19 protein-coding genes are annotated in these 18,270 nt (G+C 72.4%); 8 read left to right on the top strand and 11 right to left on the bottom strand.

Features of this window, described 5'->3' with window-relative positions; translation table 11 throughout:
• The first annotated feature begins 151 nt into the window (after positions 1-151).
• Both ACFW01_RS28625 and ACFW01_RS28620 read left to right on the top strand, forming a co-directional pair.
• Positions 152-1,222 carry an ArsR/SmtB family transcription factor gene (locus ACFW01_RS28625; RefSeq protein WP_384508249.1) on the top strand — a complete coding sequence of 357 codons (1,071 nt, stop codon included), beginning with the start codon at positions 152-154 and terminating at the stop codon, positions 1,220-1,222.
• The gene (locus ACFW01_RS28620; RefSeq protein ID WP_234960001.1) at positions 1,222-1,602 is read left to right on the top strand and encodes a hypothetical protein; all 381 of its coding nucleotides are present in this window, start codon (positions 1,222-1,224) and stop codon (positions 1,600-1,602) included. The genes ACFW01_RS28625 and ACFW01_RS28620 overlap by 1 nt, the downstream gene beginning before the upstream one ends.
• Here ACFW01_RS28620 and ACFW01_RS28615 read toward each other — a convergent pair.
• The 9 genes from ACFW01_RS28615 to zapE all read right to left on the bottom strand — a co-directional run bounded on the left by ACFW01_RS28615 (position 1,577) and on the right by zapE (position 9,949).
• Positions 1,577-2,323: a peptidyl-tRNA hydrolase gene (locus ACFW01_RS28615; RefSeq protein WP_384508246.1), complete on the bottom strand. Its 747-nt coding sequence runs from the start codon at positions 2,321-2,323 to the stop codon at positions 1,577-1,579. The two genes, ACFW01_RS28620 and ACFW01_RS28615, sit on opposite strands and share 26 nt — an antisense overlap.
• A gap of 225 nt (positions 2,324-2,548) precedes the next feature.
• A complete protein-coding gene (locus tag ACFW01_RS28610) occupies positions 2,549-2,746 on the bottom strand; it encodes a hypothetical protein (RefSeq protein WP_234960003.1) in 198 nt (65 codons plus the stop codon).
• 18 nt (positions 2,747-2,764) lie between these two features.
• The gene (locus ACFW01_RS28605) at positions 2,765-3,616 is read right to left on the bottom strand and encodes a polysaccharide deacetylase family protein (protein ID WP_384508242.1); all 852 of its coding nucleotides are present in this window, start codon (positions 3,614-3,616) and stop codon (positions 2,765-2,767) included.
• Positions 3,617-3,693: 77 nt separating this feature from the next.
• Complete coding sequence (locus ACFW01_RS28600; protein WP_384508239.1) at positions 3,694-5,094, bottom strand: PhoX family protein; 1,401 nt, start codon at positions 5,092-5,094, stop codon at positions 3,694-3,696.
• Between the two features lie 102 nt (positions 5,095-5,196).
• Positions 5,197-5,973, bottom strand: a complete 777-nt coding sequence (locus tag ACFW01_RS28595; RefSeq protein WP_234960005.1) for a slipin family protein — start codon at positions 5,971-5,973, stop codon at positions 5,197-5,199.
• A 120-nt stretch (positions 5,974-6,093) separates the two neighbouring features.
• Positions 6,094-7,575: a SulP family inorganic anion transporter gene (locus ACFW01_RS28590; protein WP_234960006.1), complete on the bottom strand. Its 1,482-nt coding sequence runs from the start codon at positions 7,573-7,575 to the stop codon at positions 6,094-6,096.
• Positions 7,576-7,583: 8 nt separating this feature from the next.
• Positions 7,584-8,165, bottom strand: a complete 582-nt coding sequence (locus ACFW01_RS28585; RefSeq protein WP_384508235.1) for a carbonic anhydrase — start codon at positions 8,163-8,165, stop codon at positions 7,584-7,586.
• Between the two features lie 81 nt (positions 8,166-8,246).
• Positions 8,247-8,630, bottom strand: a complete 384-nt coding sequence (locus ACFW01_RS28580; RefSeq protein WP_384508232.1) for a hypothetical protein — start codon at positions 8,628-8,630, stop codon at positions 8,247-8,249.
• A gap of 197 nt (positions 8,631-8,827) precedes the next feature.
• A complete protein-coding gene (gene zapE / locus ACFW01_RS28575) occupies positions 8,828-9,949 on the bottom strand; it encodes a cell division protein ZapE (RefSeq protein WP_234960009.1) in 1,122 nt (373 codons plus the stop codon).
• A 522-nt stretch (positions 9,950-10,471) separates the two neighbouring features.
• Between zapE and ACFW01_RS28570 the strand changes: the two genes are divergently transcribed.
• The 4 genes from ACFW01_RS28570 to msrB all read left to right on the top strand — a co-directional run bounded on the left by ACFW01_RS28570 (position 10,472) and on the right by msrB (position 13,850).
• A complete protein-coding gene (locus ACFW01_RS28570; protein ID WP_384508229.1) occupies positions 10,472-11,269 on the top strand; it encodes a pyrimidine reductase family protein in 798 nt (265 codons plus the stop codon).
• Between the two features lie 214 nt (positions 11,270-11,483).
• Positions 11,484-11,957 (top strand): indole-3-glycerol phosphate synthase, encoded by a 474-nt coding sequence (locus ACFW01_RS28565; RefSeq protein WP_185832646.1) that lies wholly within the window; start codon positions 11,484-11,486, stop codon positions 11,955-11,957.
• Positions 11,958-12,030: 73 nt separating this feature from the next.
• On the top strand, positions 12,031-13,428 hold the full coding sequence (murC, locus tag ACFW01_RS28560; RefSeq protein ID WP_234960011.1) for a UDP-N-acetylmuramate--L-alanine ligase: 1,398 nt from the start codon (positions 12,031-12,033) through the stop codon (positions 13,426-13,428).
• Between the two features lie 14 nt (positions 13,429-13,442).
• A complete protein-coding gene (msrB, locus tag ACFW01_RS28555) occupies positions 13,443-13,850 on the top strand; it encodes a peptide-methionine (R)-S-oxide reductase MsrB (RefSeq protein ID WP_234960012.1) in 408 nt (135 codons plus the stop codon).
• Position 13,851: 1 nt separating this feature from the next.
• Here the strand turns inward: msrB and ACFW01_RS28550 are convergent, their stop codons facing one another.
• Together ACFW01_RS28550 and ACFW01_RS28545 are read right to left on the bottom strand one after the other, a co-directional pair.
• Complete coding sequence (locus ACFW01_RS28550; protein WP_384508224.1) at positions 13,852-15,300, bottom strand: ATP-binding protein; 1,449 nt, start codon at positions 15,298-15,300, stop codon at positions 13,852-13,854.
• Positions 15,300-15,989 carry a response regulator transcription factor gene (locus tag ACFW01_RS28545; protein ID WP_234960014.1) on the bottom strand — a complete coding sequence of 230 codons (690 nt, stop codon included), beginning with the start codon at positions 15,987-15,989 and terminating at the stop codon, positions 15,300-15,302. The genes ACFW01_RS28550 and ACFW01_RS28545 overlap by 1 nt, the downstream gene beginning before the upstream one ends.
• A gap of 283 nt (positions 15,990-16,272) precedes the next feature.
• Between ACFW01_RS28545 and ACFW01_RS28540 the strand changes: the two genes are divergently transcribed.
• Together ACFW01_RS28540 and secY are read left to right on the top strand one after the other, a co-directional pair.
• Positions 16,273-16,815 (top strand): GPP34 family phosphoprotein, encoded by a 543-nt coding sequence (locus tag ACFW01_RS28540; RefSeq protein ID WP_234960015.1) that lies wholly within the window; start codon positions 16,273-16,275, stop codon positions 16,813-16,815.
• A gap of 136 nt (positions 16,816-16,951) precedes the next feature.
• Positions 16,952-18,259, top strand: a complete 1,308-nt coding sequence (gene secY / locus ACFW01_RS28535) for a preprotein translocase subunit SecY (protein WP_234960016.1) — start codon at positions 16,952-16,954, stop codon at positions 18,257-18,259.
• The last annotated feature ends 11 nt before the right edge of the window (positions 18,260-18,270 follow it).

Raw genomic sequence — 18,270 nt, 5'->3', positions numbered from 1 at the left:
CGCCTGCTGGGTAGACCGTCCCGCCCCGCGGAACTCATCGCACGCCCACCGCCGCGGCCACCGTTCAGCGGGCGTCAACCGTTTGCGTATGCGGGCGGCCCACGCTGGCCGTGGACGAGTTCGGCGACCGTCGGGGGGACGGGGGAACACCTTGCTGCGGATCCACTTCACCGGACAGGACCTGGAGAGCATCAGACTGGCGCGCGGCCCCGATCCGCTGTGGGAGATCGTGTGCAGCGTCTGCCGCCTCCAGACACGGGAGGGCGCGCTCGCCTTCGACCCGTGGCGGCGGCAGGTCAGGGCCCGGCTGCTGCGCGACGGCACGGCCCGCCGGGCCGCGCTGGCGCTGCGTGGCCTGGTGCCGTTCGGCGCGTACTTCCCGGACTTCCTCACGCCGCCCCTGGAGGGCGACCAGGTGACCCTGCGGGACGGCGTCGAACGGGTGCTCGCCACCCCGCGCGGCCGGCTCCGGCACGAGCTGGCCCTGCTGGCCGCGTCGGGCGCGCCGCCGGTCCCGGGCGCGGCGGCACTGGCCCGGGGCGACGTGACGGCGCTCGGGGGGCTCGGCGGCGGCCTGCACGCCTACGACGAGGCGCTGCTCGAACCGGTGCGCGACCGGATCGGGGCGGCCGTCGGCGCCGACCTCGCCTGGCGCACCCGTGCCCTGGTGACCGGCGGGACGGCCGCCCTGCTGGCCACCTTCCGGCCGATGGCGGTGTGGCGGCCACCGGTGCTCGAAGTGGACTATCCGGTCCGGCGCGACCTGCACCTGGAGGGGCGCGGGCTGCTGCTCGTGCCCTCGTACTTCTGCTGGCGACGCCCGATCACCCTGGTCGACGCGGGCCCGCGGCCGGTGCTGGTCTACCCGGCGGACAAGACGGTCGTCCCGGCGCCCGTCACCGGGTTCGCCGCGCTCACCGCACTGGTGGGCCCCACCCGGGCCGCGCTGCTCCACGAGGCGGCCGGACGCGCGTGCGGCACGACGTCCGAACTGGCGGCGGCGGTCGGCATCTCGCTGCCCAGCGGCAGCCAGCAGCTGGCGGTGCTGCGGGAGGCGGGCCTGCTGACGACGCGCCGGGCCGGCAAGTACGTCCTGCACTCGGTGACCGCGCTCGGCCTGCGGCTGCTCGGCGACGATTTGGCTGGGTCCGAACAGTGGTGCGCGAACGGCACCCGCGCCAGGAACCTGCCGGTGCAGGAAACCGCTACGGAGGGAATCTGATGAAGCTCTTCCACCGCGCACTCGCCGGCGGCGCCGCGTCCGTCGCCCTCACGGCCGGACTGCTGGGTGCCGGCCCGGGGGCGGCGTCCGCGGCACCGGCCGCGGCCTCCCAGTACGGATGCCCGGTCGGGGCCGTGTGCATCTACCCGCAGGACGAGTACTGGAGGGACAGCAAGCCGACCGACTTCTACTACTCCCGTGGGGTGCACAAGCTCTACAACCAGTTCGGGAACCACTGGGTCTACAACAACCAGACCGACGGCTGGACGGTCCGGCTGTGCACCGGCAGCAACGGCACGGGCTGCGGCGACCGCATTCCCATGAACTGGGCCTGGAACAGGAACCTCACGCCCATCAACTCGATTCTGATCGAGCCGTAGCACGGGCCAGCGCCGGGTGGTCCGCGACCACCGTGCACGACCCCGGCGCGATCTCCGTGAATCCGGCGTCGCGGACCACCGGCAGGCCACTCGTGGTCAGGCCGCTCCAGCGGGCGGGCTCCGGCGTGCGCACGGCCAGGGGGTAGCCCGCCGCACGCCACGCCGCCCGCGCCCCGGCGTCCAGCTCCCACCAGGCGAGCTGGGCGCCGTGGCCTGCCTGGGCCATGGCCTTGCCCGCCGACATGTCCAGGTCCGGGTTCATCCAGAGCACCGGCGCGGAGAGATCGGCCTCGCCCGGCGGCTCCGGGTCGTCGAGGTCGGTGCCGGAGACCTGGAGACGGGCCAGGTCCTTCGGCCAGCCGTCCAGCGGGACCGGCGGAAAGACCCGGACCTCCGCCGACCCGCCGCGGACCGTGATCCCGGGCAGCGCCTCGGCCCGCCGCCACTCGGCGCCGCGCGCCCGGCGCACCACCTTGCGGATCCGCGCGTCCTGCCAGTCCCGCACCGCCTGCGCCCACTCGCCGTCGCCGGCCGACCGCTCGTCGCCGAGCATCACCAGCACCGCCCGGGCCGCGGTCTCCAGCGCGTCGGTACGGGCCGGCGGCGCCGCCCGCTCGATGCGCACCACCAGCGGCAGGACGAACTGCGGCGCGAGGTCGCGGTCGCCGGGTTCGGGACGGAAGGGGCTGTCGGGGACGGGCGTCGTCGCTTCGTTGCTCACGCCCCCAGTCTGCCAACCCGCGCGCTCGCGGCAGTATGGCCCCATGCGACACGAGCTGAGGCTGGACGGCGTGGGGCGCCGCTACGGCATCCGCGGCCCCTGGGTGCTGGGCGGGGCCCTGCCGGTGCCGGTGGCGGCGGGCTCCGCGGCGCGGGCTGCGGTCGGCGCCCTGGTCACCGGCTCGCGGCCGGGGAACGTACCGCCTGTGCGCTCAGCTCGCGCCGGTCAGCCTGAGCAGGCCGTGCGCTGCGCCTCCTGCCACTCGCAGACCGGGCAGTAGGTGATGCCCTTGTACGACTCCGGGTACTCCGTGGGTTCCCGGCACAGCACGCACTCCGCATAGGGCGGGCCGTCCGCCTTGGGCGGCCGGGTCGCGTCGATCAGGCAGTAGTCGTTCGCACCCTGGTCGTCGTCGCTGTTCATCTCTCCAGCGTAGGCCCGTCAGGCGCGGCCGTTCGCGGTGCCGATCAGCTCCGAGACCTTCACGAAGCGGTAGCCCCTCTCGCGCAGTTCGGGGACGATCGTCCGGACCGCCCGCTCGGTCACGGGGGCGGCGCTGCGCGTGCAGTGCATGACGACCACCGACCCCGGCCGCACCCCGTCCAGCACCTGCCGGGCGACCGCGTCGGCGTCGGTCGCGAAGGCGTCCCCGCTCACCACGTCCCACTGCACGGCGGTGACACCGGCGGCGGTCAGCTCCCTGCGGGCCGCCTCGTCGTAGCAGCCGCCGGGAAAGCGGAAGTAGGGCATCGCGCCCCGGACCCCGGCTTTCCGGAACGACGTGTACGCCCGCTCCAGGTCCGCGCGCATCCGGTCCCGGGACACGGTCGGCAGTCCGTAGCAGTCGTCGGTGTAGGCGTAGTGGCTGTAGGAGTGGTTGGCGATCTCGAACCGCGGGTCCCGGCCGATGGACCGGGCCGCGTCCGGGTACTCCTCGGCCCACCGGCCGGTCATGAACACCGTGGCCGGCACCCCCAGCCGCCGCAGCGTCGCGATCAGCCCGGGATTGTCGAAGCGCTCGCCCGACGCCGCCCGGGGCCCCTGGTCGGCGGTCATGTCGGCGTCGAAGGTGAGCGCGACCGTCTTGCCGGCGGTGCGCGAGCCGTGCTCGAAGACGGGGGTCAGACCGGCCGGGCCGGGCGCGAGCGTCGGCGGCCGGGAGGGTTTCGACGGGGCGGCGGAGGGCGCGCTGGGCGCCGGTCGGGGCGCCCGCGGGGACTCGGAGGTTCCACAGGCGGCGAGGGCGGCGCCCAGCACGCAGAGGGCGGTGGCACGACGTACGAGAGTGATCACCGTACGAACGTATGAGTGTGTTCTTCGGTTTGTACGACTATAGGGCGTGACGTGCCCCGAGGCTCACCCTCCCGGGCCTACCCGCGCCAGGGACCCGTGACCGCGAAGGTGGTGCCGGGTGTGTAGCAGTTGACGTACATCGTGTCGCCGTCGGGGGAGAAGGCGACCCCCGCGAACTCGCCCCACTCCGGCGCCTCGGGCGTCCCGATGTTCTGGGCGCCCCGGGCCATCGCGTACACCTCGCCGCGCCGGGTCACCCCGAACACGTGCTGGGCGCCTCCGCCGTCCTCGCAGACCATCAGGCCGCCGCTGGGGGCCAGGCAGATGTTGTCCGGGGACTCGCCCGGCAGCTGCACGTCGGTGTCCGGACCGAAGACGATCACCAGGGTCAGGCGGCGCCGTTCGGGGTCGTAGCGCCAGATCTGCCCGTAGTGGTCGGCGGCCGAGCCCTCGTCGCTGTGGGCGAAGGACGACACGAAGTACACGCACCGCCCGCCCCAGTAGCAGCCCTCCAGTTTCTGCGCGTGGGTGATGCCGCCCCGGCCGAAGTCCTGGAAGCGGATGGGCGTCCCGGCGGCCAGCGGGTCGGGTACGTCCACCCACTCGATGCCGTCGAAGCAGGCGCCCGTCTCCTGGATCGAGGACAGGTCGGGCACGCCGGGCACCCGCATCGCCTGGAGCCTGCCGCCCGCCCGCAGCGAACCCCGGCCGCCGAGCGGCTTCTCGGGCAGGAACCGGTAGAACAGTCCGAACGGACGCTCGAACGCGTCCTCCGTCTCGTAGACGACGCCGCGCCGCGGGTCCACGGCGATCGCCTCGTGCTGGAAGCGGCCCATCGCGGTCAGCGGCACCGCGCCGGTGCGGTGCGGGTCGGCCGGGTCGACCTCGAAGATGAAGCCGTGGTCCTTGGTGTAGCCGTTGGTGCCGGCCTTGTCCTCGGTCTCCTCGCAGGTCAGCCAGGTGTGCCAGGGGGTGGGCCCGCCCGCGCAGTTGACGGCCGTACCGGCGATCGCGACCCGCTCGGACAGCACGCGGTTGCGGGAGTCCAGCGCCAGCGCCGTACAGCCGCCCTTTCCCTCGGGGTCGTAGGTCAGCCCCTTGACCGTCGGAACCGGGACGCGGCCGTCCGCGCGGTTCTCGTGGTTGCGGACCAGGTGGACTCCGCCGTGCCGGCCCGGGAAGGCGGCCATGCCGTCGTGGTTGGACGGGACCGGGCCCTCACCGGAGCGCAGCCGGTCGCCCTCGCGGGACAGCACCCGGTAGCGGAAGCCCCGGGGCAGGTCGAGCAGGCCGTCGGGGTCGGGCACCAGGGGGCCGTAGCCGGTGTGGCCCAGGGACTGGGCCGCGGCGGTGCCGGCGAAGAGTTCGGAGAGGGCCCCGGTGAAGGCGATGCCTGCGCCCAGGGCTCCCGTGCGCGCGAGTACCTGACGTCGGGTCGCCTCGTGGCCGGACATGGACTTGGACATGGACGTGGACATGGGGGAAACCTTCCTGCTGGCGGACAGGACTGTGACCCCGCCGTGTCTATCACCTGCCAGGAGTCCCGGGAACCACGCGCGTAGCACGTGTCACTTCTCGTGTCACTTCTCGACGGGATGCTCCTGGGCCCTCTCCAGGAACCGCAGCAGCTCCACCGGGAAGGGCAGTACGAGGGTCGAGTTCTTCTCGGCGGCCACCGCCACCACCGTCTGCAACAGGCGCAGTTGCAGCGCCGCGGGTGTCTCGGACATCTCCCGCGCCGCCTCCGCGAGCACCTTCGAGGCCTGCAGCTCGGCGTCGGCGTTGATGACCCGGGCCCGGCGCTCCCGGTCGGCCTCGGCCTGCCGGGCCATCGACCGCTTCATGGTGTCCGGCAGGGAGACGTCCTTGATCTCGACCCGGTCGACCTGGACGCCCCACCCCACGGCCGGGCTGTCGATCATCAGCTCCAGGCCCTGGTTCAGCTTCTCCCGGTTGGACAGCAGGTCGTCCAGCTCGCTCTTGCCGATGATCGAGCGCAGGGAGGTCTGGGCCATCTGGGAGACGGCGAAGCGGTAGTCCTCGACACGGACCAGCGCGTTGGCCGCGTCGATCACCTTGAAGTAGACGACTGCGTCCACGCGCACGGTGACGTTGTCGCGGGTGATGCCCTCCTGGGCGGGCACCGGCAGGGTGACGATCTGCATGTTCACCTTGTGCAGCCGGTCCACGACCGGCACCACCATCGTGAACCCGGGCCCGCGCACCTCGCCCGCGAGCCGCCCGAGGCGGAAGACCACCCCCCGCTCGTACTGCTTGACGACCCGCGCGGCCGAGACGACGTACACCACCCCGGCGCTGCCCACGGCCGCGGCCGCGGTCAGGAGCTCCTCGAGCATGACGGCCTCCTCGCCCAGAGGTCCGGTTCATCTGCTCCTGCCACGATATTCCCGACTTCCGGTCCGGGGCCATGGCCCCGGACCGGAAGTCCGCGCGGAGGTACGGCTACGGATCTGCCGCTACGCCGAGACCGCCTTCGGCGGTGCCGTGACCGTCACCGGTTCCGTGCCGGCGGTGCCGTGCCGTTCGGCCCAGTTCTCCAGGGCCGTGCGGCAGGCGTGGTCCAGGTGGTGCAGGCCGGACAGGTCCAGCTCGACCGGGCGGTCCTGCGGCAGCGACTCCAGGCTCTCCAGGATCTTCGGCAGCCGCAGGAAGGTCGCGTTGCCCGTCAGGTGGGCCTGGACGGGGCCCGCGCCCTTGTCGACGATCTCCAGCTTGAGGTGCGACGCCTCCCAGGCGGTCTTGACCACGGACAGAGCCAGACCGATCAGCACGCCCTCGAACATGTTCACCGCGACGATCGACACGGCCGTGACCACCAGGATCAGCGCCTCGCCCCGGTGCTCCCGCCACAGCGGCACGATGCCGCGGAACGGGATCAGCTTCCAGCCCGCGTGGACCAGGATGCCGGCCAGCGCGGGCAGCGGGATCAGGGCCAGCGCGGACGGCAGCAGCGCGGCGAACAGCAGCAGCCACACGCCGTGCAGCACCCGGGACGCCTTGGTCTTCGCACCGGCGCTCACGTTGGCGGAGCTGCGCACGATGACCGCCGTCATCGGCAGCGCGCCGAGCACACCGCACACCGTGTTGCCGGCACCCTGCGCCATCAGCTCCTTGTTGTACTCGGTGCGCGGGCCCTTGTGCAGCCGGTCCACCGCGGCGGCGCTGAACAGGCTCTCCGCCGACGCGATCAGGGTGAAGGCGACGATGGTGCCGAGGAGCCCGATGTTCGCCAGCTCGCCGAAGGCGTCGGTGCCGGGCGGCTGGATGGAGTCCAGCAGGCCGTTGACCTCGACCGTCGCGACCGACAGGCCGAACACCGCCGTGACCGACGTGGCCAGCACGACGGCGGCCAGCGCGCCCGGCAGGGTCTGCGCCCGCCTGGGCAGCCGCTTCCACAGCACCATGACCGCGACGGTGCCGGCGCCCAGGGCGAGCGAGGTGAGCGCCTCGGTGCTGCCCAGCGCGTCGGCGGCGGCGCCGGGCAGCCCGGTGAGCTTGTCGAGGCCGGAGGCGGGCGCCTCGAGGCCGGCGGCCGCGTAGAGCTGGCCGGCGATGAGCACCAGGCCGATGCCGGCCAGCATGCCCTCGACCACCGACAGGGAGATCGCCCGGAACCAGCGCCCCAGTTTCAGGGCGCCCATCGCGAGCTGGATGAGACCGGAGGCCAGCACGATCACACCGAGCGCGGGCAGCCCGTACTGGTCGACCGCGCCGAAGACCAGCACGGTGAGGCCGGCGGCCGGGCCGGACACCTGGAGGCTGCTGCCCGGCAGGACTCCGGTGACCAGGCCGCCCACGATGCCGGTGACGAGGCCGAGTTCGGCCGGGACACCGGAGGCGACGGCCACGCCGACGCACAGCGGGAGCGCGACCAGGAACACCACGAGCGAGGAGGTGACGTCCTGCCGCAGATACGGGAACTTGGCTATCCAGTTCATACCGGCGCTCACAGCGTCTCGAACGCGTCGGTGTCCGCGCTGTGCCGGCGTACGGCCCCGGTGTGGACCTCGTAGTACCAGCCGTGCAGCCGCAGCCGGCCCTCCGCCAGGCGCTGCTCCACGCAGGGGTAGGAGTGCAGCCGCTCCAGTTGTGCCAGGACGTGGTGCTGCACGGCCTCGGCGACGGTCGGGTCGGCGGGGTCGCAGGGCTTGGGCTCGTCGGCGGCGTACGCCAGCCAGTCGCGCACGGCGGGTACGGCGCTCAGGTCGTCGCCGCGCACCAGCGCGCCGACGGCGCCGCAGTGCGAGTGGCCGCAGACCACGATGTCGCCGACTCCGAGCACCGCCACGGCGTACTCGATGGTGGCGGCCTCGCCGGAGGGGTGGCCGGTGCCGTGCGGCGGGACGATGTTGCCCGCGGTGCGCAGCTCGAAGAGCCGGCCGGGCCGGGCGCCCGTGATCAGGGCCGGGACGACCCGGGAGTCGGAGCAGGTGATGAACAGTACTTCGGGCGACTGGCCTTCGGCGTGCCCGGCGAACTCCTCAGGGCGCTGTCCGAACGTACGGGCGTTGTCGATGAGGGGTTGCATGATGCGGGTTTCCTCCTGGCGCGCAGTGGGGGCGCGTCGGATGGGCAGGACAGAGGTGGGGGACGACGATCCGGCCGTACCTCAGCAGCGGAAGACCTGAAGTGCCGCCGGGGAGTGGTCCGTCGAGGGTCTGGACCGCTGGTCGGTGTGCCGCCCTGACGCGGCCTCCTCGATCCACGCGAGCGGGCGCTCGGGGGGATCGGACGGGGGCGCGGTGGTGGTGCGGTGCCGGTCGCGGACGCGAGCGGCATCATGGGCGTTCGCGGAGCGGCCGCTGTCGTGACAGCCGGCCCGCTCGTCGTACGGCGCCGTGCCGGAGAGGGTGGTTCCGGGATGGGCGTTGGCCATGGCATCACGGCTCGTATGCGCGAATGCGAAGATCGCGGCCGGAGCGAACAGCAGGAGCGCGACCAGGACGGCGGCGGGGAACGGAATCCGCGTCCGCGCCGTCGCGCATCGGAACATGCGCCCCCCTCCAGGCAGTTCACGCCTTCGATGTGTGCCGGTGCATGGTCGGTGCACGGTCATCGCTTGGTCAACGCACGGTCAATGCGTGGTCAAGAAACACGTTAACCCTGCAATGAGCTTTGCAGGGTTAACGTAGCGTTACGAGCTGAAGAGAGCCTGAAAATCGCGGGTTGGTTGGCGCGAAGCGGCCGTTCTCAGGGCGTGTCGGGGCCGTCGACCAGGCGCGCGGCGTCCCGGGCCAGCGCGGTGAGCCGGGAGATCGCCCGGAAGTACTTCTTGCGGTAGCCGCCCTTCAGCATGTCCTCGCCGAAGAGTTGGTCGAAGGGGAGCCCGGACGCGAGGACGGGCACCTCGCGGTCGTAGAGGCGGTCCGCGAGCACCACGAGGCGCAGCGCCGTCGACTGGTCCGGGACCGGGCGCACCCCGGTGAGGCAGACCGCCGCGAGGTCGTCGGTCAGGGCGCCGTAGCGGCTGGGGTGGACGCGGGCGAGGTGGTCGAGGAGTGCGCCGAAGTCGTCGAGCGAGGCGCCCGCGGTGGCTCGCGCCGCGCGGGTGACCTGCTCGTCGGAGTGCGGCGGCGGGGCCTCGGGCAGACCGCGGTGGCGGTAGTCCTCGCCGTCGATGCGCAGGGTGCGGAAGTGGGCGGACAGGCCCTGGATCTCGCGCAGGAAGTCCACCGCCGCGAAGCGGCCCTCGCCGAGCTTGCCGGGCAGCGTGTTGGAGGTGGCGGCGAGGGCCACGCCGGCCTCGACGAGCCGGGCGAGCAGGCTGGAGACGAGGACGGTGTCGCCGGGGTCGTCCAGCTCGAACTCGTCGATGCACAGGAGGCGGTGCCCGGAGAGGGTCCGCACGGTCTGCTGGAAGCCGAGGGCGCCGACGAGGTTGGTCAGCTCGACGAAGGTGCCGAAGGCCTTGCGGGAGGGGTCGGCGGGGGTGGCGTGCCACAGGGAGGCCAGCAGGTGGGTCTTGCCGACCCCGTAGCCGCCGTCGAGGTAGACGCCGCGGGGACCGGCCGGGGCCTTCGGTGCCTTGCTCCGCCCGAACCCGAAGAACCCGCGCCGCCCGGCACCCGCGCCGGACGTCTCGCCCAGCCCGCCCGCGAACTCCTCCAGGACCCGTACGGCCTCGTGCTGGCTGGGCTGGTTCGGATCCGGCACATAGGTCCCGAACCGGACCGAGTCGAACCGCGGCGGCGGCACCATCTCGGCGACCAGGTGGTCGGCGGGCACATGCGGCTCACGAGCGCACAGGGACAACGGATCGGCCCCGGCTATCGGGGTGGACCCGGGGCCGGCGGCGGAGGAGGAGGGCGACACGGTGGTCCATGGTAGGTCCTGCGGGCCCGGGGCCCCGGTCGAGCGGCCGGCGGCCCCCCGGTGCCGACGGCGCCTGCGGACCGGCGCGCGCGTGCGGCCGGGGCCTTGGCCACGTCAGCCTGCCTGCGGCGCGCGGGCCCCGCGGGCAGGGGCCCGCGGCCGAGCGTGGCAGACGTTGATCCCGTCAGCCCCGTCAGCCCCGTCAGCCCCGCCGACGGCTCCGGGGCCGGTGCGCGCGTGCGGCCGGGGCCTTGGCCACGTCAGCCTGCCCGCGGCGCCTGGGCCCCGCGGCCGAATGCGGCAGACCTTGATCCCGTCGCTCCCGTCGGTCCCGTCGCCCCCGCCGACGGCTCCGGGACCGGTGCGACGCGCGGCCGGGGCCCTGGGTGCGTGGCCTGCCCCGCCGCGTGGGTCCGGCACCCCATGGGCCCACGCGGTGGCGCGGCGGACCGCGGTGTCACGCGGCCCCACCGGCGGATCCGGGGCCGGTTCGGGTTCCCGGGGCGTGGAAGACTGCATCGCATGCGACGTCTGTTCCCTGTGATCGATCGGACAGCCGGCCCAGGGGCGGGCCCGGACCCCGACGGGGGTGACCGGGAATGGAGCCTGGCCGAGCTGGCGGAGGCCTACGCCTATCCCGTGCCGGACGGGCGGCGTGCGGCGTGGCTGCGGGCCAACATGGTGTCCACCCTCGACGGCGCCGCCCAGCACGAGGGCCGTTCCCAGCCCATCTCCAGCGCGGCCGACATGCGCGTCTTCGGCACCCTGCGCGCGCTCGCCGACGTGGTGGTCGCCGGCGCCGAGACCGTACGGCAGGAGGGGTACCGGCCCGCACGCGCGCGTGCGGAGTTCGCTCAGGCGCGGCGGGCGGCCGGGCAGACCCCCGTGCCCGCGGTCGCGGTGGTCAGCGCGAGCCTGGAGCTGGACCTCACCCTGCCGCTGTTCACCGCCCCGCTGGTGCCCACGCTGATCCTGACCGGGGCCGCCGCGCCCCCGGACCGGATCACCGCCGCCGAGAAGGCGGGCGCCCGGGTCGTGATCGCCGGGGACGGTGCCGGTGTGGATCCCGCGCGGGCCGTCGGCGCGCTGGCCGGCCTCGGACACACCCGGCTGCTGACCGAGGGCGGCCCGCGGCTGCTGGGCCAGTTCGTCGCGGCCGGTGTGCTGGACGAGCTGTGCCTGACCGTGTCCCCAATGCTCACCGCCGGGGGCGCCCAGCGGATCGCGGGCGGGCCCCCCGTCGGGGTGCCGCGGCGGTTCGCGCTGGCGTCCCTCCTGGAGGAGGAAGGTTTCCTCTTCAGCCGCTACCGGCGGGACTAGGACACCCCGTCCAGGGCAGACGACGGCCACCGGACACGGGTCCGGTCGTACCGCACCTCCGGAAATCGGCGGAATCATCCGTTCCGTTTGGTCCGCGCCGGGCACACTGATTCCGGCAGTACCCGGGCGATCACGGGGCAGGATGGTTTCCGCAGGGTCCGGTACGGCCTACGGAGGGTGGGCCCACGGGCCCTCGAAGGAGAAGGGGCGCCTGGTGTTCACAAGCGTTTTGATGATCGAGAAGGCCCTGACGTCCGCCGACGTGGAGTTCGTCACCACCTTGCACGGCGAGGAGACGGTCGCCTTCCACGTGCTGCTCCAGCCGCGCGGCGATCAGGCCGACAGGCTGCTGAGAGCGATCGACGACGTCGCGCTCGGCGAGCTGGACGACGCCGTCCGGGAGGGCGAGACGCCCGAGGGCGACGACGCGCAGAGCGTCGGCCGGCGGGCACTGGAGGTGTCCCTCACCGCCCTGCGCGCGTCCGGCGCCGAGGCCGACGGCCGGCTGATCGAGGACCATCCGCTGGACGAGCTGAAGTCCCTGGTCCTGGAGATCGGCGCCGACGAGGTGATCGTCCTCACGGACCCCCACTACGTGGAGGAGTTCTTCCACCGCGACTGGGCCTCCCGGGCCCGGCACAAGGTCGGCGTACCGGTCCTGAAACTGTTCTCCCACAGCAAGGCATAGGCTGGTGCCGCGCCCCCGCCCAGGGGGCGCGCCCACCAGCAGACCACCCGCCGCACCCCTGGGAGAACAGCGCATGGCACCCGGCCTTCCCACCGCCATGGACCGACCGCACTTCATCGGCATCGGCGGCGCCGGAATGTCGGGCATCGCCAGGATCCTCGCCCAGCGAGGCGCCCAGGTGGCGGGCAGCGACGCCAAGGAGTCCGAGACCGCCGAGGCGCTGCGCGCCCTGGGCGCCACCGTGCACATCGGGCACGCGGCGGAGCACCTCGCCGACGACGCGAGCTGCGTCGTCGTGTCGTCCGCGATCCGCCAGGACAACCCGGAGCTGGCCCGCGCCGCCGAGCTGGACGTCCCCGTCGTGCACCGCTCCGACGCCCTCGCCGCGCTCATGAACGGCCTGCGCCCGATCGCGGTGGCCGGCACCCACGGCAAGACCACCACCACCTCGATGCTCGCGGTCAGCCTGTCCGAGCTGGGCCTGAACCCCTCGTACGCCATCGGCGGCGACCTGGACGCGCCCGGCTCCAACGCCCTGCACGGCGACGGCGAGATCTTCGTCGCCGAGGCGGATGAAAGCGACCGCAGCTTCCACAAGTACGCCCCCGAGGTCGCCATCGTCCTCAACGTCGAGCTGGACCACCACGCCAACTACGCCTCGATGGACGAGATCTACGAGTCCTTCGAGACCTTCGCCGACCGGATCGTCCCCGGCGGCACCCTGGTGATCGCGGCCGACCAGCAGGGCGCCCGGGAGCTGACGCGGCGCCTGGCGGGCAAGGTGCGGACCGTGACCTACGGGGAGTCCGAGGACGCCGACGTGCGCATCCTGTCGGTCGTCCCGCAGGGCCTGAAGAGCGAGGTCACGGTGGTGCTGGACGGCACGGAGCTGACCTTCGCGGTCTCCGTCCCCGGCCGCCACTACGCCCACAACGCCGTCGCCGCCCTCGCCGCGGGCGCCGCCCTCGGCGTCCCCGCCGCCGAGCTGGCCCCCGCCCTGGCCGCTTACACGGGCGTCAAGCGGCGCCTCCAGCTCAAGGGCGAGGCGGCCGGCGTCCAGGTCGTCGACTCCTACGCGCACCACCCCACCGAGATGACGGCCGACCTGGAGGCCATGCGCGCCGCGGTCGGCGACGCCCGCATCCTCGTCCTCTTCCAGCCGCACCTCTTCTCCCGCACCCAGGAACTGGGCAAGGAGATGGGCCAGGCCCTGTCCCTGGCGGACGCCTCGGTCGTCCTGGACATCTACCCGGCCCGCGAGGACCCGATCCCGGGCATCACCAGCGACCTGATCATCGAGGCGGCCCGGGCCGCCGGCGCCGACGTCACCCCGGTCCACGACAAGGCCGGGGCGCCCGCGGTGGTCGCGGGAATGGCGAAGGCCGGTGATCTCGTTCTCACCATGGGCGCGGGCGACGTCACCGACCTCGGACCGCGCATCCTGGACCAGCTGTCGAGCACCGGAAACTAAGGGGCTGAGGACTCATGTCGTACGACGTCGAGAAGCCGGACGAGCAGTGGCGCGCGGAGCTGGCCCCGGCCGAGTACGCCGTGCTGCGCCAGGCCGGCACCGAACCGGCCTTCACCGGTGAGTACACCGACACCAAGACCGAGGGCGTCTACTCCTGCCGGGCCTGCGGCGCCGACCTGTTCACCTCCACCACCAAGTTCGAGTCGCACTGCGGCTGGCCGTCCTTCTTCGACCCGAAGGACACCGACGCGGTCGAGCTGATCGAGGACCGCTCGCACGGGATGGTCCGCACCGAGGTGCGCTGCGCCCGCTGCGGCTCGCACCTCGGGCACGTCTTCCAGGGCGAGGGCTACCCGACCCCGACCGACCAGCGGTACTGCATCAACAGCATCTCGCTGCGGCTGACGCCCGCGGAGGGCTGAGTCACCGGGCGGCGGACGCGTCGCGGGCGGCGGCCGGGAGCGTCACGGTGAACACCGTCGCGCCCGGCTCGCCGTCCACCTCGACCGTGCCGCCGTGCGCGCGCACCAGCGAGGCGGCGACGGACAGGCCCAGGCCGCTGCCGCCCCGGTCGCGGCTGCGGGCCTTGTCGACGCGGTAGAAGCGGTCGAAGATCCGTTCCCGGTCCGCCGCCGGGATGCCAGGACCCGCGTCGGCCACCGAGACCCGGACCGCGTCCGCCCCGCCGCAGACCGTGACCGAGACCGCGGTGCCCGGTGGCGTGTGCACGGCCGCGTTGGTGAGCAGGTTGTCGAGAACCTGCCGGATCCGCTGCGGGTCGAGGCGCAGCTTCACCACCGCCGCGCCCGTCCGCACCGTCAGCGGACGGTCCGGGTGCCCGGCGCGGAAGGCGTCGGCGGCCTGCCGCACCAGCTCCGTCAGATCCGCGTCCTCCCGGCGCAGCGGCGCCTCCACCTCGTCGGCGTCCAGCCGGGCGAGCAGCAGCAGGTCGTCGAGGAGCACCCCCATCCGGGCGGCCTCCGCCCGCAGCCGGGCCAGGTGCCGCTCCCGTTCCGCGGGCTCGTTGGCCGCCGCGTACTGGAACAGGTCGGCGTAGCCCCGCACGGACATCAGCGGCGTGCGCAGCTCGTGCGAGGCGTCGGCGACGAACCGGCGCAGCCGCCGCTCCGCCTCCGCCCGCACCGCCAGCGACGCGTCGATGTGCTCCAGCATCGTGTTGAACGCGGTCCGCAGCTCCGCCACCTCCTGCCCGCCGTCCCGCCCGTCGGCCCGCAGCGGGAGCCGGGCCGCCGACTCGGTCAGGTCGTGCGAGGCGATGCCGTGCGCCGTGCTCGCCATGTCGCTCAGCGGCTTCAGACCGCGCCGCAGCATCCGCCGCCCGAACACCACCAGGGCGAGCAGCGCCAGCCCGAAGGCGACGACCTGCACCGTGACCAGCTGGTCGACGGTGTCCTCGACGTCTCCCATGGGCGCCGCGCTGACCAGCACCACCCCGGGCTCCACCTCGCAGGCGCGCAGCAGGTAGGGGCCGTGCCCGTCGATCCGCACCGTGCGGGTGATGTCCTCCTCCGAACGGGCCATCGTCCGCGCCAGGTCGGTCAGGGCCCGGCTGTCGGCCGGCACCTCGGCGGGCGTGCGCAGCTCGGCCGAGGCGCCGGAGACGTCGTACACGGCCGTGTACCAGCCGTAGTACGGCTTGCGCTGCACCGTGCCGTGGGTCGCCGCGTCCTTGGACTGCACGACCTGCACGAGCTTCATCTGGTCGGCGAGCTGCCGCTCCAGGTAGTCCCGCATGTACGCGGTCAGCACCGTGCCGACCACCGCGAACACCACCAGCGACAGCACCCCGAGGCCCAGCGCCAGCCGGGTCCCGAGCCGCAGCCCCCGGTAGGCGCGCCACCACCGCCGCATCACGGGACGGTCTCCCGGATCGCGTACCCGAAGCCGCGCACCGTCTGGATCAGCGGCTCACCCGTGTCGTCGAGCTTGCGCCGCAGCCGGCTGACGACCAGCTCGACGACGTTGGACCGGCCGCCGAACCCGTACTCCCACACGTGGTCGAGGATCTGCGCCTTCGTCATGACGGACGGCGACTTGCGCATCAGGTAGCGCAGCACCTCGAACTCCGTCGGCGTCAGCGACAGCCGCCGCCCGCCGCGGCGCACCTCGCGCGTGTCCTCGTCCACCTCCAGGTCCGCCACGCGCAGCACCGACCGCGGGGACCCGGTCCCGGTGCTGCGCCGCAGCACCGTCCGCAGCCGGGCCATCAGTTCCTCCACCGCGAACGGCTTGACCAGGTAGTCGTCACCGCCCCGGGTCAGCCCCGCCACCCGGTCGGCCACCCCGTCCCGCGCCGTCAGGAACACCACCGGCACCATCGTGCCCGAGCGGCGCAGCCGGTCCAGGACGCCGAAGCCGTCGACGTCCGGCAGCATCAGGTCGAGCACCACGATGTCCGGGCGGAACCCGGCGGCCAGCCGCAGCGCCTGCTCGCCGGTGTTCGCGGTGACCGCCTCCCAGCCCTCGTAGCGGGCGACCGTGGCCACGAGGTCGGCGATGGGCGGGTCGTCGTCCACGACGAGCAGTCGCACTTTGTCCACCCGCACATACTGCGCCACCGGACGCCCGAACCCCTAGGGACCGCCGGGCCGACCGGCCGGAGGCCTCGGAGGCTCAGGCCTCGCGGCGGGCGGTGGGCAGCGGATGCTCCCTCGTCGCGGGAACGGACGAGGACACGGATGATGAAGGCGGCGGAGAAATTGCCGAGGCCTCTCGCTGTGCCTGTACCGACCGTGAAAGCGAGATGTGCCGGAGACGGCCGAATTGCTTCGGGGCGCCTGCCGCGCTGCCGTGGCGTACTTGGTGACCGACCTGGAGTCGTACATGGCAACAGCTCAGAGACTGTCGGCTCTCGCCGTCGTACTCGGTGCCGATCCGCGCATCGAGGAGGGCGACCTGTCGCTCGCGCTGGCCGCCGCCGAACTCATCGACCTCACGGAGGTGCAGGCCGTTCTCCTCGACGGCGATCGTCTCCTGCCCGCCGCGCCGATGGGGACCGGCTCCCCGATGCTGATCGAGGCCGCGTCGGAGCTTGTCCGCGACTTTCCCTACGAGACAGTGGGGAGCTGGCTGTGGCGCCGAGGCAGCGGGCTGGCCGGACGCTACCGGGTCGCCGTGGCAGACGCCCGTCACGTCCACCGCCACGCGGCCGAAGCCGTGAGGGACTGGAACGACCCCGTCTTCGCCCACCTCGCGGCGGCGGCCGGGATGCGCCCGGCGCCCCCCGACGACACGCCGGCGAACCTCGATCACGAGCAGATCGCCATTCTGGGTGAGCTGCACCAGGCGGTTACGCAACTGGCCGCCGAGAGGCAACGCAGATCGATCGAGCGAGGCTCCTTCCAGAGCATCCTGCGAGGCTTCTGATCCTCGCCGCTGAACCCGGACGGCCCATCGGCGCTACCGGTTGGGATCACCACGACGGGCCGGTCGTGCCCGGTTCGTGCAGCATGAGCTGGAGGAGCCGCGGACCGGCACCCTCGGGCCCACAAGAGGAACCATCGTGCTGAACGCGTTCGTCAGTGTCTTCAAGACTCCCGACCTGCGAAAAAAGCTGGCATTCACGCTGGGTATCATCATCTTGTTTCGTCTCGGCTCACACGTGCCGATTCCAGGGGTGGACTACCAGAGGGTCCAGCGTTGCGTGGATTCCGTTTCCCAGTCGAACGGAATCCTCGGGCTGGTCAATCTGTTCAGCGGCGGTGCGCTTCTGCAGATCACGGTATTCGCGCTCGGAATCCTTCCCTACATCACGGCCAGTATCATCCTTCAGCTGCTCACGGCGGTGATTCCGAGGCTGGAGGCGCTGAAGAAGGAAGGGGCGTCCGGCCAGGCCAAGATCACCCAGTACACTCGCTACCTCACGGTCGCTCTCGCCGTTCTTCAGGGGACCGGTCTCGTGGCAACCGCCCGCAACGGCGCTCTGTTTCCCAATTGCCCGGACGCGAACCGGATCGTTCCGGACGATTCCGTGTTCGTCACCGCCGTCATGGTCGTGACCATCACCGCCGGCACGGCATGTGTCATGTGGTTGGGTGAGCTGATCACCGAACGGGGTGTCGGCAACGGCATGTCGATGCTGATCTTCCTCTCCATCGCCTCGACCCTCCCCGGCGCACTCTGGGCCGTGAAGCAGGAGAGCACCCTTGCCGGAGGCTGGCTCGCCTTCGGCATCGTCCTGCTGGTCGGGTTCGTGATGGTGGGCCTGGTCGTCTTCGTGGAGCAGGCGCAGCGCCGCATCCCGGTGCAGTACGCCAAGCGCATGATCGGCCGCAAATCGTACGGCGGGACCGCCACCTACATCCCGCTGAAGGTCAACCAGGCCGGCGTGGTCCCCGTCATCTTCGGCTCCTCGCTGCTCTACATTCCCGCGCTGATCGCGCAGTTCGCCGGATCCGATTCCGGCTGGTCGACCTGGATCACGAACAACCTGAGCAGAGGGAACCATCCCTACTACGTGGCGATCTACTTCATTCTGATCGTCTTCTTCGCCTTCTTCTACGTCTCCATCACTTTCAACCCGGAAGAGATCGCGGGGAACATCAAGCAGGCCGGAGGATTCATTCCGGGGATCCGTGCCGGGAAGGCCACCGCGCAGTACCTGGGTTACGTCCTCAACCGCCTCACCTGGCCGGGATCGATCTACCTCGGTCTGATCGCTCTCGTTCCGACCGTGGCCCTCGGCAGTTTCGGCAGCGCGAACCAGCTCACGGGGACCAGCATCCTCATCATCGTGAGTGTCGGGCTGGAGACCGTCAAACAGATCAGCAGCCAGATCGAGCAGCACCGCTACGAGGGATTCCTGCGCTGACGATCCGCACG

Origin of the sequence: Streptomyces sp. NPDC058985 (assembly GCF_042740985.1) — a bacterium.
GTDB lineage: Bacteria > Actinomycetota > Actinomycetes > Streptomycetales > Streptomycetaceae > Streptomyces.
The sequence above is the reverse complement of the archived record's forward strand: the minus strand, read 5'-3'. Positions and strand labels throughout refer to the sequence as shown.